12 protein-coding genes and 2 tRNA genes are annotated in these 13,583 nt (G+C 67.8%); 11 read left to right on the top strand and 3 right to left on the bottom strand.

The window, feature by feature from the left end; all coding sequences use genetic code 11:
- The first annotated feature begins 9 nt into the window (after window positions 1-9).
- From HDA31_RS30925 to HDA31_RS32765, 10 genes are all read left to right on the top strand, one after another.
- Complete coding sequence (locus HDA31_RS30925) at window positions 10-1,698, top strand: AfsR/SARP family transcriptional regulator (RefSeq protein ID WP_246384204.1); 1,689 nt, start codon at window positions 10-12, stop codon at window positions 1,696-1,698.
- Window positions 1,689-3,554, top strand: a complete 1,866-nt coding sequence (locus HDA31_RS30920; RefSeq protein ID WP_178066841.1) for an asparagine synthase-related protein — start codon at window positions 1,689-1,691, stop codon at window positions 3,552-3,554. Before HDA31_RS30925 ends, HDA31_RS30920 begins: the two co-directional genes overlap by 10 nt.
- On the top strand, window positions 3,535-3,792 hold the full coding sequence (locus HDA31_RS30915) for a lasso peptide biosynthesis PqqD family chaperone (protein WP_219824970.1): 258 nt from the start codon (window positions 3,535-3,537) through the stop codon (window positions 3,790-3,792). The genes HDA31_RS30920 and HDA31_RS30915 overlap by 20 nt, the downstream gene beginning before the upstream one ends.
- Window position 3,793: 1 nt before the next feature.
- The gene (locus HDA31_RS30910; protein WP_178066843.1) at window positions 3,794-4,198 is read left to right on the top strand and encodes a lasso peptide biosynthesis B2 protein; all 405 of its coding nucleotides are present in this window, start codon (window positions 3,794-3,796) and stop codon (window positions 4,196-4,198) included.
- A gap of 76 nt (window positions 4,199-4,274) precedes the next feature.
- On the top strand, window positions 4,275-4,394 hold the full coding sequence (locus HDA31_RS32780) for a keywimysin-related RiPP (protein WP_246384205.1): 120 nt from the start codon (window positions 4,275-4,277) through the stop codon (window positions 4,392-4,394).
- 98 nt (window positions 4,395-4,492) lie between these two features.
- On the top strand, window positions 4,493-6,277 hold the full coding sequence (locus HDA31_RS30905; RefSeq protein ID WP_178066844.1) for an ABC transporter ATP-binding protein: 1,785 nt from the start codon (window positions 4,493-4,495) through the stop codon (window positions 6,275-6,277).
- A gap of 285 nt (window positions 6,278-6,562) precedes the next feature.
- Window positions 6,563-7,627: a sensor histidine kinase gene (locus HDA31_RS30900; protein WP_178066845.1), complete on the top strand. Its 1,065-nt coding sequence runs from the start codon at window positions 6,563-6,565 to the stop codon at window positions 7,625-7,627.
- Between the two features lie 7 nt (window positions 7,628-7,634).
- Window positions 7,635-8,738 carry a hypothetical protein gene (locus HDA31_RS30895; RefSeq protein WP_178066846.1) on the top strand — a complete coding sequence of 368 codons (1,104 nt, stop codon included), beginning with the start codon at window positions 7,635-7,637 and terminating at the stop codon, window positions 8,736-8,738.
- Window positions 8,717-9,376, top strand: a complete 660-nt coding sequence (locus HDA31_RS33280; protein WP_178066847.1) for a response regulator transcription factor — start codon at window positions 8,717-8,719, stop codon at window positions 9,374-9,376. Before HDA31_RS30895 ends, HDA31_RS33280 begins: the two co-directional genes overlap by 22 nt.
- 499 nt (window positions 9,377-9,875) lie before the next feature.
- Complete coding sequence (locus tag HDA31_RS32765) at window positions 9,876-10,187, top strand: hypothetical protein (RefSeq protein ID WP_246384208.1); 312 nt, start codon at window positions 9,876-9,878, stop codon at window positions 10,185-10,187.
- Between the two features lie 535 nt (window positions 10,188-10,722).
- On the opposite strand, the gene HDA31_RS30880 is transcribed toward HDA31_RS32765, so the two are convergent.
- Window positions 10,723-10,795 (bottom strand) — tRNA-Arg (locus HDA31_RS30880).
- A 35-nt stretch (window positions 10,796-10,830) separates the two neighbouring features.
- Window positions 10,831-10,921: transfer RNA gene (locus HDA31_RS30875), tRNA-Ser, on the bottom strand.
- A 1,131-nt stretch (window positions 10,922-12,052) separates the two neighbouring features.
- Between HDA31_RS30875 and HDA31_RS30870 the strand changes: the two genes are divergently transcribed.
- On the top strand, window positions 12,053-12,766 hold the full coding sequence (locus HDA31_RS30870; RefSeq protein WP_181019398.1) for a hypothetical protein: 714 nt from the start codon (window positions 12,053-12,055) through the stop codon (window positions 12,764-12,766).
- On the opposite strand, the gene HDA31_RS30865 is transcribed toward HDA31_RS30870, so the two are convergent.
- Window positions 12,753-13,526, bottom strand: coding sequence for a CPBP family intramembrane glutamic endopeptidase (locus HDA31_RS30865; protein WP_178066848.1), 774 nt, complete (start codon window positions 13,524-13,526; stop codon window positions 12,753-12,755). The genes HDA31_RS30870 and HDA31_RS30865 overlap by 14 nt on opposite strands.
- Window positions 13,527-13,583: the final 57 nt, after the last annotated feature.

Here is a 13,583-nt window from a genome sequence, read left to right as displayed (position 1 = left end):
TACCGGTTGATGGTTGAGTCGGAAAGCATCGACCTCAATCGGTTCAGGCGGCTTCGCCAGGAAGCCACTACCTGTGCCGATCCGCTTGAGGAGGCAGCACTGCTCGCCGAAGCTCTTCGGTTGTGGCGGGGCCGCCCGCTGAGTGGGCTTGGAACCGCCCGATGGGCTGACGATATCGCTGTCGGCCTGGAAGAGGAAATGTTGCAGACCGTCGAGCGACAGTGCGACCTCTCGCTCGATCGCGATGAGGCATGGATGGTCTCTTCTGAGGTGCAGAGGTTGATCGCCTACTACCCGCTTCGGGAGACTCTCTGGCACCGACTCATCCTCAGCCTGCATCGCGGCGGTCGTACGGCCGAGGCGCTCAGTAGGTACCAACAGGTCAGGCAGTTGCTGGCGGATCAGCTCGGGGTGGCACCATCCGCGAATCTCCGCGCCCTGCATCTACGAATCCTCAGTGAGAACACCAAGCTAGAAGGAGAGGTCAGGTCGCCAACCGCCGTGTCGGCGGTGCGTACTCCGACGTTGCCGGCTGACAGGTTCGTGGGTCGCCGGGGGGAGATAAACGCCCTCGATCATCTCTGCAGGGACACGGCCAGGGTCGTGGTGCTCGATGGGGGCGCGGGGGTCGGCAAGACCGCCTTGGTTCGGCACTGGTTGGAACACACCTCGCTTCCGTTCCCCAATGGCCGGCTATACCTTGACCTACGTGGGTCCCGTCCCGGGCAGGCGCTCCCGCCGGGCGAGGTCGCAGCGGAGCTCCTTCGCGCGTTCGGCACCGGGGACGGCGACATCCCTGAAGGGGACCTCAGCCGGATCGCGCTCTGCCGCTCGGTGCTGACGAGCCGGCGGATGCTGGTGGTCCTGGACGATGCCCGCGACCACCATCAGGTGGAGAAGCTGCTGCCCGGGGTGGGCGGAGTGGTGCTGATAACCAGTCAGAACCAGCTCCGTGGCCTGGTGGCTCGGAACGGGGCGGCCCGACTCTCGGTGGGTCGGCTACGGCCCGATGAGGGTCGGGAGTTGGTCGGCGCGCTCCTGAAGCAGTCCCGGCGCGCGGTTGAGGCGGACGCGGTAGACCAACTTCTCGACCTCTGCGCCGGACTGCCGTTGGCGTTGCGGATCGCGATCGAGCGATTCTGTCGGATCACCGAAGTCAGCCTTGGCCAGTTGGTGGCGGAACTTCAAGACGAGCGCAACCTTCTAGACCTGCTGCAGACCGACGACGACGCCGAGGCCAACATTCGGGTCGTGCTGAGTCGTGCCTTCAACTGGCTGGAGCCCGCCGAAACCATCCTGCTGCGACGGTTGTCATCGCGTCTGTGGCCGAGCTTCGATCTGGACGCGGCCGCTGGCCTGATGGGGGTGGACCGTGCTCAGGTGCGGGTCCTGCTGGAGCGACTCATCTCGATGAGCCTGGTTGAGCAGCGTGGCTTTGGATCGTACCGGATACACCGGTTGCAGCAGGCCGTCGTGCGCGACTGGGCTCCGGCGGACGCAACGGCCGCGCCCAGGCACCAAGACTCAGCGGCCCCCCGGCCACCAGCACTCGGCGGAGATCACGGAAGCCAGCGCGGATCATCGTACGAATCCGCTTCACCACGGCAGGACCACGCCAGGTGCACTGGTCGATGCCAGCCTGGTGGCAACAGGAAGTCAGTGCACACGAATTGGCGCGGGGAGGCAGGGTGTCCGTGATTGCAGGTTGGGGTTTCGTGGTGCTCCCCGATACCGACTCGGCCGTACCACTGGCCCGCCGCCTTGCTCGTGAGTCAACCGTCCTGCATCATCCGTCAGGCCGGCCGTGGCTGGTGCATAACCATCCGGCTGAACAGGTCGCGGTCTCGGCGGACAGATCCGACCACCGCTTGGCTGTGGTCGGTTTCTCCGCCGCAACCCCAGCCAGCCTAAACCAGGCCGCCCGGCATCTGGATGGCCCGGACCGGCTTGCCCGCGAACTGGACGGCAGTTTCTGGGTGGTCGCGTCGTTCGCCGGCAGGTCGCATGCATTGGGATCGGCCCTGGGAGTACGGCGGGTTTTCCGTGCCCGGATCGATGGTGTCTGGGTCGCCTCAGATCGGGCTGACGTGCTGGCCGAACTAGGTTCGTTCGACTTCGACGAGACCACGCTCGCAATGCGCACCATCATGCCGTTGGTGCATCCTCTGTCAGAGGAACCGCTGTGGCGCGGGGTCGAGCCGGTCGCCCCGGGAGACTCGCTCACCATCGAGGCCGACGGCAATCGATGTTGGCATCGGCGATGGTGGACCCCTCCGGGGGCCGAGTTGGATCGGAGGCGGGGTGCCCAACGGCTTCGCGACCGGCTGGCTGCAGCCGTCGCGACCCGTACCAGCAGTGGAGGGGTGGTGCACTCAGATCTGTCCGGCGGTTTTGACTCGACCCCGGTGACGTACTTCGCGTCTCTCGGCCGGGCTAGAGTCGTCGCCTCCACGGCGTACAACACCGACCCGGGCGGTCGCGAGGACTTGGTCTGGGCACGCAAGGCATTGCCGGCCATGCGGGGCATCGAACACAGCACCATGTCACTTGAGTCGCTGCCGGCATTCTATCTCGGGCTGTCCAAGGTGACCGCCCGGTTCGACGAACCGTCCGAGACCATTCGGGCCGCGCCGAGGATAGCGGCGATGATCGAGGTCGCCCGGAGTAACGGCGCACGGGTCTACCTCAACGGCCTTGGCGGTGACCACCTGCTTTCCCCTATGCCCGCCTGGGACCACACCCTCTTGCGACGCTGGCCGCTCACCGCGCTCCGCCGGGTACGCACATCGCAGCTTCTCGAAGGGACGGATTGCCGGACGGCGTTCCTGCCCCTGTTGCGCTCACAGCCGTACCGGACCTGGTTTGGCCACATGGTCGAGGCTATGGAGTTCCGGGATCCATACCGGAAGGTGACGGCTATGGAGCTGGCCTGGGACCAGCAACTGTACTGGCCGAGATGGCTCACGACTGCACACCGTGCCGCCGTCAGCGCGCGTCTGCGTGAGATCGCAGGCACTGCCGACCCTCTCGCACCGGCACTCGGAGACCACGCCTACTTGGCCGTCATTCGGGGCGGTGCCCGGGTTGCCCGAGCGGGGGCACAACTCGGTGCCGCCCAACAGGTTGCGTTCGAGTCGCCCTTCCTCGATGACCGGGTCGTTGAGGCATGCCTGGCAACTCGGATCCAAGACCGTGGGCATCCCAAACAGTTCAAACCGCTGATCCGGGACGCGATGCAGGGGCTGCTCCCGGACGACTTCCTGCGGCGGACCCGTAAGACCTCGGGGGATCCGCAGGCGTCTCGTGGAATCCGGGCGGCCGAGCCGGAATTGATCGACATCTGTCACCACTCGGTGCTTGCAGAACGGGGCATCATCGACCTGGACGTGTTGCGATCGCACGCCTTCCCGCGCGAGCGGTGGATGCCGGTGCGTGATGTCGACGCCACGCTCACCTGTGCTCTTTTTGCCAGGAACCACACGAACCGGCACCACGGGTCTCAACCGACTGACGCTCAGTATCCGGGAGAACGACGTGGAGATATTCCTTCGTAGTGAGCTCGAGCTCGCTGTCACCGAGTACGGCGCGGTCCTCCTGGACCTGCGCGATGGACAGTACTGGCAACTGAGCCGGACCGCGGCGAGGGTCGTACAGGCGCTGCGGGACGGCCGAGGGCGGGACGGGGCGGTAGCGGATCTCACCAGCCACTTCGACGTGGCCGTCGAACGGGCCCGCCAGGACGTGGACACCTTGCTCGACGAACTCCGGTCGGCCGGATTGGCGGTGCGTTGAGATGCCTGTACTTCCGGATCATGACGTCCGGGTCTCGACGCCACAGTGGGTGCTCACCGCCGTGGCGGTCGTGGTGGCCCGGCGGTTGGTGCGCAGGACTCCCCAGGAACTGTGCCGGCTCCTCACCAGGGTCAGAGGGGACGCTCCCCTGGCCACATATGCCGAGGCTAAACGAGCCCGGGACACCGTACTCGCCGTGAGCACCCGGTGCTGTGGTCGTAACGCCTGCCTGCTTCGTTCGGTCGCGACCGTGCTCGTCTGCCGGATGAACGGCAGCTGGCCGACATGGTGCACCGGGGTGCTCTCGGCCCCACCGTTCGTGGCGCATGCCTGGGTCGAGGCCGAAGGTTCGGCCGTCGACGAGTTCGCGGACGGAACGACCTACTCAAGGATCTGCTCGGTCTAGATTCCACCGAGCCACCGAGCCCCACCCGAACTACGGGTGCGGAGGAGCACGCAACCACTGGAAGGAGGTGATTCTGATGAAGGAGACCTACCAGGCCCCCACCCTCACCCCGTTGGGTGTGTTCGCCGAGGAGACGGGCGCCTATGGCGTTCGCAACCAGGACGAGATCGTCTGGTTCTTCGACACCTGGTCCTGACGCAGGGATCCGGAGCCAGGCCAAGTCGTGGCCGGCACTTCGGTGCCGGCCACGGTGCGGCGATTCACCAACAAGCGCGAGCGCGGGAGAGGGCTCCGATGGGCGTTACTGGCCGGCTACCCTACGGGATCCGCTCCGGGCGCGAATCCCTGCAGACTCTGCTAAAGCTTGCCTGGCCGCACAGAGGTGCTCTGGCGCTTGCGCTGCTGTTGACCCTACTCGCCAGCGCAGCCGGGCTCATGCAACCCCTGGTGGCACGATGGGCGCTCGACGCGCTGGCAGGCGGTGACCGCATGGCCGGAGCGATGCTCCTGCTTGCCGCCCTCCTGCTCGGGGCCGTGGTCATCAACGGCTTCAACGCCTGGTTGCAGCAGCGGATCGCCGAACGCGTGGTCCGACAGGTGCGTCGGCGACTGGCTCACCGCCTCATCCGGCTGCGGTTGGCCGAACTCGATCAGCGTTCTCCAGGTGATCTGATCTCGCGGGCGACCTCCGACAGCACGCTGCTGCAGAGCGCGGCCACCGGTGGTCTGATCGCGCTGGTCAACGGGCTGCTGACGCTGGTTGGCGCGTTCGCACTGATGGCCACCATCCACGTCGGCCTGTTCGCCGCGACGCTCGGCGTGCTAGTCGTGCTGGCGCTTACGCTGCTGTTCGTACTGCCCCGGATCCGTCGGGCCGTCACCCGCGCCCAAGCGGCAGTTGGTGAGGTTGGTTCCGTGCTGGATCGAACACTCGGCGCCATCCGTACGGTCAAGGCTTACGGTGGCGAGCGCCGGGAGACCGCCGCCGTCGGCACCGCGATAGAACGCGCCTATCAGGCCGGCCTGACCGGTGCCCGACACCGCGCAATGGTCAGCGTGCTCTCGGCGATCAGCGTGCAGACGGCAATCCTGGTGGTCCTCGGACTCGGTGGCTTTCTGGTCACCACTGGGGGGCTCACGCTGTCCGCCCTGATCGCCTTCCTGCTATATGTCTTCTATCTCTCCAGCCCGATCTCCGCCCTTACTGGCTCGCTGAGCCTGTTGCAGCAAGGGCTGGGGGCAGCCGTCCGGATCGGCGAGGTCGAGTCGATGGCCGTCGAGGAGGACGTGGACTCGCCCATGTCAACGCTCGCTGTTCCGGGGCCACCCCAGATAGAGATCCAAGATCTTGAGTTCGCCTACCCCACTCGCAGGCCGGCGTTGCGTGGCGTCTCGATCAACGTTCCCGCCGGAGGTCAGACCGCGCTTGTCGGGCTCTCCGGGGCCGGCAAGACCACTCTGTTCGCGCTTCTGGAACGATTCTATGAGCCGGATCGCGGTCGCATCCGCCTGGACGGCCGGGATATCGCTGAGCTCACCCGAGCCGAGGTACGCCATCTGATCGCCTATGTCGAGCAGGACGCCCCCATGATGGATGGCACGATTGGCGAGAATCTTACCTACGGCGATCCCACGGCAAGTCCGGATGAAATCGCTGCGGTGCTACGGGACGCTCGACTCAATGACCTCGTTGACCAGCTCGAATTCGGGCTGGAGACCCCTGTCGGAGCGCACGGAGTCGCGCTCTCCGGCGGGGAGCGGCAACGGGTCGCGATCGCCCGCGCACTGCTCCGCAAGCCAAGGGTGCTGTTGCTCGACGAGGCAACCGCGCACTTGGACGCCCGAAACGAGCTGGCCCTGCGTGAGGTGCTGGAGACCGTTTCGGCGAGATGTACGGTGCTGCTGATTGCCCACCGTCTGTCAACCGTCGCCTCGGCAGAACAGATCATGGTGCTCGAGGACGGCATCATTCGCGCGGCGGGCACCCACGAGTCGCTGCTGCGGAGCGACGCGCTCTACCGCGAGTTGGCGACGACTCAGTTGCTGACGGATGCAGCATCTTCTCCCACCACACGTTAGAACGACCCACAGCTTTTCGGGCTTACCCTGCTGAATCGACCCAGATCGGTCTTCATCCCTGCCTTGACCGTGCTGCTGGTTGAGCCGTTCACGAGGACCGCCTATCGTCAGGGAAGGGAATTCTCGCCGTGGTCGGGCGCCACGGCGGAATAGTTTCAAGCGCACCAGAGGCGGTGAGGCGTAAAGGTGATAACCGATGTGCCGAGATATTCGCCCGAGGCACCGAGACCGATTGGGCCGAGTGAAAGCGAACTTGCTCGGTCGGTTAGCTGGTACGCATTATGGGTGCGTAACGCGGTTGTCGTGCTATCCGGTGCGTTCGGCGTCGTCGCGGTTGGCACTGACGGCGCGCTCGCGACCGCCTGCCTGGTCGGGTACGCCACTGCCTGGTGTGTCTTTCAGACATACTGGCGATTTCGTCGGCTACCGGCGGATTGGTTCATAGCGGCCGAAGGGCTGATGCTACTCTCGGTCACCCTCAGTCAGGTGCATCTAGGGCCACAGACGGTCGGCAGTTGGACATTCGTGGTCGTCTCGATCACTACGGTGACCTGTCACTTCGAGTGGGTCCACTGGCCGGCTGGCGGATTCATCGTGGCCGTCCTGAGCATCGGTAGTTACGCGCTTGGCAATCTCCTCAGCGGGCCTGATGAGGGTGTTGCCAGCCATTGCCTCGGCTTCGCCGTGCAGTCGTTTCTCGCCTGGATGAGCCTCGCGCTGGTCCGAGCTGGTGCCCGCGCCGCTGATCGCATTGCTGAAAGAGCCGCTCATCGACGGCGGGAGGCCGCCATCGCCGCGGCGCGGCGGGCCGCCGAGCTTGAGGATCTCGCCATGCTGCACGACACCGCCAGCACCACCCTGCTGATGGTCTCCTCGGGGACCCTCGACAGCGACGGGTGGTTGCCGGATCGGGCCCGGCACGACCTGGAAGTGCTCGGCTCGGTGCCCGGCACGGTAGCACGCGATGTGGATCTGTCCTCGCTGCTCAAAACTCTGAGCGAGTATCCCGGAGTGCCGATCCGCCTGGGCATCCGAGGGCCGCTGACGATACCGGCGAAGCCGGCGTTCGCGATCTTTCTGGGCGCGCAGGAAGCTCTGAATAACGTACGGCAGCACGCGGGGGACACCGACGTGTGTCTGTGCGCGGGCCGGGATCACGACGGCAGGGTGCTGGTCGAGTTGCGCGATCTGGGCTGCGGATTCAATCCAGCGGACGTGCCCACACACCGGCGAGGCATCTCTGGCTCCATCGTGGCTCGGATGAGCGCCGCGCACGGGATCGCCCAGGTGGTGTCCCGGCCCGGAGCGGGCACGACGGTGCGATGGATCTGGCCAGGCAGCGAAGGGTGAGACCAGCATGTCGATCACGCTGACCGAACGACGACTGCTTAACGGACTGAGAATCGCGCTGCTGATCGTCGCTGTCGTGGTGCAGTTCGGACTGAGTCTCGCGCCGGCCATCCGGCGGATGAGGCAAGCGGATGGGGCGTGGCTTGAGAGCGTAGCGTTCGTCCTCATGGCCCTGGTGGGCGTCGGCGGTGCCTTCTTCGTGATGCGTCGGCGGTACTATCCGCCGTCGGCAAGGTGGTTGGGCGTGGCGACCTTGCTGCTGGCATCGGCGCTTACCTGTATAGCCTTGCCACCCGAGCCAGTTGTGCGGGTCGATCACTGGTACTTCGGCCTAGTCGGTTGGTACGGGCTGTTCCTGCTTTTCGATCTACCGATGGTCGCCATCACGGCCTTCCTCGCCACCCACGTGGCCATGACGATGAGCGTGGTGGTGATGGTCGGCGCACCAGTCGTGGACCTAGCGTCATCGGTGATCCAAGGAGTGTCGGTAGTCGGCCTCCAGCTCGGTCTGGGACTGGCCGCGCTGGTTATCCGACGCGTGGCACGGTCCGCGACCGAGTCTTTCCGAGCCGCCGAGTCGATCCGTACCGCAGAGATGGCCGCCGCGCTCCTGCACCGAGACCGGGAACGGCGATACGCGCAGTTGCTGGAGACGACGGCACCGCTTCTGGCTGCTCTGGCGTCCGGCACACTTGACCCGGCTGCCGCGGGCACCCGACGCAGATGCGCCATCGAAGCGGCGCGGATGCGGCGCCTGTTCGCTGAGAACGACAACACCCCGGACCGTCTGCTTCACGGCCTACAAGCTGCCATCGACGTTGCCGAGCGGCATGGCGTCGTCGTCCAGCTGGCTATCCGTGGCGAACCGTGCCAGCTTGCGGCGGAGGTGCGCCGGGAGTTGCTCGAGCCCATCACCGAGGTTCTAATCGCCGCCACATCCGTTGCTCGGGTGACCCTGATGCGCCGACCCGATCAGGTACGGGTGAGCGTCGTCAGTGACGTGGTGGAGGTGCCGGCACCGAATCAGTGGCTACAGCACGTCCGGGTCGACCGGGTGGCGAGTGGCAACTCGCTGTGGATGGAGGCCGTGTGGGAACCGAGAAGCCGATAACCGCAGTGGTGATAGATGATCATCCTGCGATCCTCGCTGGAGTGGAGGCGTGGCTCGCCGCTGCGGATCCGCCGATCCAGGTGGTAGCCACTGGTTCCACGATCAAGGCAGCCTGGGTTCCGCCGGGCGACTCGGCACAGGTCGTGGTGCTGGATCTACGGTTGTCGACCGAGCGCTCGCTGGCCTACGGCGACCTACGGCGCTTGGTGAACGCTGGCCGGCGTGTGATCGTCTACACCATGTTGGAGGACGAGCAGGTCGCTCTTAACTGTCTCGATCTGGGCGCGGCCACATTCCTTACCAAGACGGAGGGCAAGGAGCATCTGGTTGCAGCGACGATCGCGGCGGCCGAACATCGCCCGTACATGCCGCCTGCTCTGGCCGGAGCAATTGCGGCGAATGCTCGATCAGATCAGCCGCGTCTTTCCTCGCGCGAGCAGGAGGTACTGGCCGAGTGGTTCCAGAGCGAGTCAAAGCAAATGGTTGCCGAACGCATCGGCATCACGGTTCGCACGGTGAACACCTATCTCGATCGAGTGCGGATCAAGTATGCGAACGTTGGCAGGCCGGCTTCGACCAAGGCAGCTCTCGTAGCGCGAGCCATTCAGGATGGGCTGATCGAGGCGGACGAGCTATGAACCATGGGCACCGCCTAAAGGCGAGGCGAGGTCGAGGTCAGTGCTGGCCTTTCACGTCTTGGTGGCCTGCCAGGAGATACCGGGCCACGATCTACTCGGCGTCGTTCTTGCAGCTGGACAATCAGATCGCTGAGGGTGCCTCGACTCCTATCCCCCAACCGGAGAGTCATGTCCGCCAACCGCCCGAGCCCACGCCGCCGCGTGTTCACCTCCTGATCGCTGCCGTGGGCGCCGCGCTCGGGCCGGCCTTCGTTATCAGCCACTCCGGTGCCACGTCGCCGCTACGTGCCGCCGGGATCTCCTGGACATTCAGCGGCCACTGCAGCGACCGCAACAACCCCGACCTGCACCTCATTCGAGGGTGCCCGGCAGGCGACCACCAACGGGATCATCACCTTCAAGCGCCGGCGGCTGCCCCGCCACCATCACCGCCGGCACCGAGACCGGCCACTCCGGAGGCACCTACAGCCACTAAGACGGCTACAAGCTCAACATCGCGTTGAGCACCTGCGTGCAGAACTACCTCTCCACGTACTACACCTACGTCGGGTACATCTCCGGCTTCGGCTACCAGCACCGAGCGCCCTCCTGGAACCTGTACACCAAGGAGCGCAGCCACGCCTGTTCAATACCTGCGGCGGCGGCTGAACGACCCGGCCCCCTGGCCGTCCTGGACCCCGACGGCATCCTGCTCAAGAGCCGCATCATCAAAGAGGGCCACGACGTTGGAAAGTACGTATGGGCCGTCGCGGAACGCAACGGACGCCAGTTGCCAGCACCGAGAGGCCTCGCCGCCGACCCGGGGTTCTGACGGTGGGCGGGCGGCACCGGATCAATCGGCCTCGACCGGCGCTTCGCCGATCCGGACACAGAGCAGACCAGAAGCGCAATGGTGACACCTACACCCGACTCGCTGCCCGCTCGTTCCCGTCGATCGAGCCGGGACTGCCTCGCATGTGCGGCAATCAGATGCGTGGACATTCCGGTCGTCACCGGCGATGCATTGCCCGAACAATGTGCCGAACCCCAGCTCGTCGCCGCGCCCACCCCAGGTCAACAGCAACCAACCGCCCGGGCATCCACCTCGGCAGGGAAGATCCACAACACAAACCACAGCAGACGGCGATCGCACCCCAACGCGCAGGCACCCGACCATGATCCAGACTAGCCGACACGCAAACGCACTGGTCAGCACAGCCCGGCACGAACCACCGCCGGAACAGCACACCGACAACGGAGCACCATCGGAGCACCAGATTCCAAAACCCGGGAAGCTCCGTCCCAACCCGCGAAAGCGATCAAGGCCGCGACCCGCGTTTCCGCTGGTCACGGCCTTGATCGTGAAGTGCGCCCGAAGGGACTCGAACCCCTAACCTTCTGATCCGTAGTCAGATGCTCTATCCGTTGAGCTACGGGCGCTTGCTGCTGGGCCAGTCTACACACCGGCTTTCGCGCGGAGACTCCGGGATTCGAACCCGGGAGGGGCTTTAAGACCCCAACCGCATTAGCAGTGCGGCGCCATAGACCAGACTAGGCGAAGTCTCCCAGGTGGCCCGTAGACCACCGCGCCCGAGGATACAGGCCCGCACCCTTCCGGGGCAAAGCGACTACCGCAGCGGGGCGCGGCGACCACCGCAGCGCGGCTGGCCGGGTCCGAAGGAACTCGGAGGCTGGGCGGGACGGGGGCCTCCCGCCCAGGCGTTTCCCTGCTGTGCGGCATCCGGATCGGGGCTAGGCTCCATCGACATGGAGGAGCAGTCGCCGAGCGAGCCGAACCGCCGCGAGCCTGGTGAGGGTGCGCGACGCCGCCGTTCACCGAAGGCCACCTTCATGCCACCGGCCGTCCCCGCCTCGGCGCCACCCCCGGGTGAGGACCAGGCCCCGGAACCCGCGGAAGCCCCGAAAGCCGCGCGGCCTCGCCAACGCCGACCAGGCGCGGCCCCGGGAGTGATCTTCCAGCCGCCTGCGGCCGACCAGCCGGCATCGTCACCGCCACAGCGGGGGCGGGTCTCGACCCCGTCGGCCCCAGTCCCCTCGGCGGCCCCCGAGCCGCCCGAGCTCCCCGAGCCGCCCGAGCCGTCCCGCAGCACCGCCCGGGGAGGTGATCAGCCACACGCGGAGGCCGGGGCGGTGCCGACCGGCCCCATGGAGGCCGAGCCGGCCGCACGGGCCGCTGCGGGCGGCGTGTCCCCACCGGTGTCCGGGGCCGGTCCTGACGTCGAGGTGCCCCCGTCGAGCGCCGACGCCGACGCCGCTGGCGAGATCCCGAAGAGTCCGGCGTCGACACCGGACACGCGTCCGCCGGACGGGCCTGAGGCGGAGGTCACCGCCGCCGGCCCGGCTCCTCGGCCACGGACTGCCCGGAAGGCACCCGCCCGAAAGGCGACGCCGGGCAAGGCGACCACGCCCGCCAAGGCGACGCCGGCCGAGGCGACCACGCCGGGTAGGGCCGCGCCGGGCAGGACAGCCGCGCAGGCGGGTGTGCCGCGACGGGCCGCCCCGGCAGGAAAGCGAGCGGAGCAGGCCGCCGTCACCCCGACCGCCGGGCCGCCGCCCCTGGCCGCACCCGTGTCCGGGCAGTCGACCCGCCCGGGGCCTGACCCGGAGGCGGACGCCGGGGCCGTTGGCCGGGTGCCGGGAACGGCGTCGGCGCGTACCCCCGAGGATGGCCTGCGGGTGACGGCCGGGTGGGTGCTCGACCACCCGGACCTCGCTCCGGAGCTGTTGGCCCTCGCCGCCGTGCGGACGCTCGGGCCGCGCGCGGCCGACTGGGCCGCGTGGCACCGCGCCGCCTACCCGGGGGCGACGCCGGACGGGTTGGCGCGGCTCGCGGCCCGGCGGTTCGTCCGGCTGGCCGGGGCCGGTGGGGCCGTGGCGGCGCTGGCGGGCCTGTTCGCCCCGGTCGTGGAGCTGACGGCGGTGCTGTGGGCGCAGGCCAACCTGGTGCTGCATCTGGCGGCGGCGCACGGACGGGATCCGGCCGATCCGGAGCGGGCGGTGGAGTTGCTGGTGCTGACCCGGGTGCATCCGGATGCGCGAAGCGCCCGGACCGCGGTGGAGGCGGCGGAGCGGACGACGAGGGAACGGACGACGGCGGTGCGGCCCACGACGGCGGACCGGCCGTCGGCGGGGCAGGTGACGGCGGGGGCGCCGCAGGCGGCGCGGGCGGTCTGGCGGTTGGCCGGGCCGTTGACCGGGCGGGCCGGCGGGTGGCTGGGGCTGCGGGTGGCGTCGCGGCTGCTGCCGGGCGCGGCGGTGCTGACCGCCGCAGTGGGCGACTCGGCTGCCGCCGAACGGTTGGCGGCCCGGGCGGTCGCCGCCTATCGTGCGGCCCCGGCCCCGGCTCCGGTTCCGCCGGGGCCGCCCGCGGGGCCGGTCAGAGCCAGCTGAACCAGTCCTTCGGCAGGAGCGCGTAACCGACGAAGGCGACCACGTCGAGCAGGGTGTGCGCGACGATCAGCGGCATCACCCGCTTGGTGCGCAGGTAGAACAGGCCGAACACGACGCCCATCACGGCGTTGCCGACGAACGCGCCGAAGCCCTGGTAGAGGTGGTAGGAGCCGCGCAGCACGGCGCTCGCCGCGAGCACCGCGCCGAGCCGCCACTGGAGCTGGCGCAGCCGGGTGACCAGGTAGCCGACGACGATCACCTCCTCCAGCACGGCGTTCTGCACGGCAGCGAGGATCAGCACCGGGACGGCCCACCAGACGTCCGGCAGGCCGGCGGGCACGAGGGTGGCGTTGACGCCGAGCTGGGCCGCGGCCCAGAAGAGGGCGAGGCCGGGCAGGCCGATGAGCGCCGCGAGGCCGGCGCCACGGGCCAGGTCGGAGCCGGGCCGGCGCAGGTCGACCCCGAGGGTACGGGCGGGGTCGCCGGGGTCACGGGCCAACAGGTGTACGGCGAGCAGCACCGGCAGCAGCGCGAAGACGATGCCGAGCAGCTGGTAGGTCAGGTCGAGCCAGGGGCGGGCCGACTGGGAGGTGTTCAGCGCGGCGGTCTGCTTCGACAGCGGCCCGTCGGCGGTCAGCTTCGCGATGATCGACACGAGCGCGTAGACGGCCGACTGCCCGAGCGACAGGCCCAGCACCAGCAGCGTCTCCGTGCCGAGGACCCGGCGGGAGACCGGGCGGGTGAGCTCCTCAACGGTCACCGCACCACTGTGCCCGACCGCCCCGCCCGACGGACACGGGTCAACCGGGCGGTGTGA

The organism is Micromonospora carbonacea, from assembly GCF_014205165.1.
Taxonomy (GTDB): Bacteria; Actinomycetota; Actinomycetes; order Mycobacteriales; family Micromonosporaceae; genus Micromonospora; species Micromonospora carbonacea.
This window is presented reverse-complemented; position numbering and strand designations above follow the sequence as displayed.

Excerpts from the sequence above, each read along its gene's own strand:
- HDA31_RS30925 (WP_246384204.1), top strand. The coding sequence starts at position 10 with ATGGTTGAGTCGGAAAGCATCGACCTCAATCGGTTCAGGCGGCTTCGC.
- HDA31_RS32780 (WP_246384205.1), top strand. The coding sequence starts at position 4,275 with ATGAAGGAGACCTACCAGGCCCCCACCCTCACCCCGTTGGGTGTGTTC.
- HDA31_RS30910 (WP_178066843.1), top strand. The coding sequence starts at position 3,794 with ATGCCTGTACTTCCGGATCATGACGTCCGGGTCTCGACGCCACAGTGG.
- HDA31_RS30895 (WP_178066846.1), top strand. The coding sequence starts at position 7,635 with ATGTCGATCACGCTGACCGAACGACGACTGCTTAACGGACTGAGAATC.
- HDA31_RS30905 (WP_178066844.1), top strand. The coding sequence starts at position 4,493 with ATGGGCGTTACTGGCCGGCTACCCTACGGGATCCGCTCCGGGCGCGAA.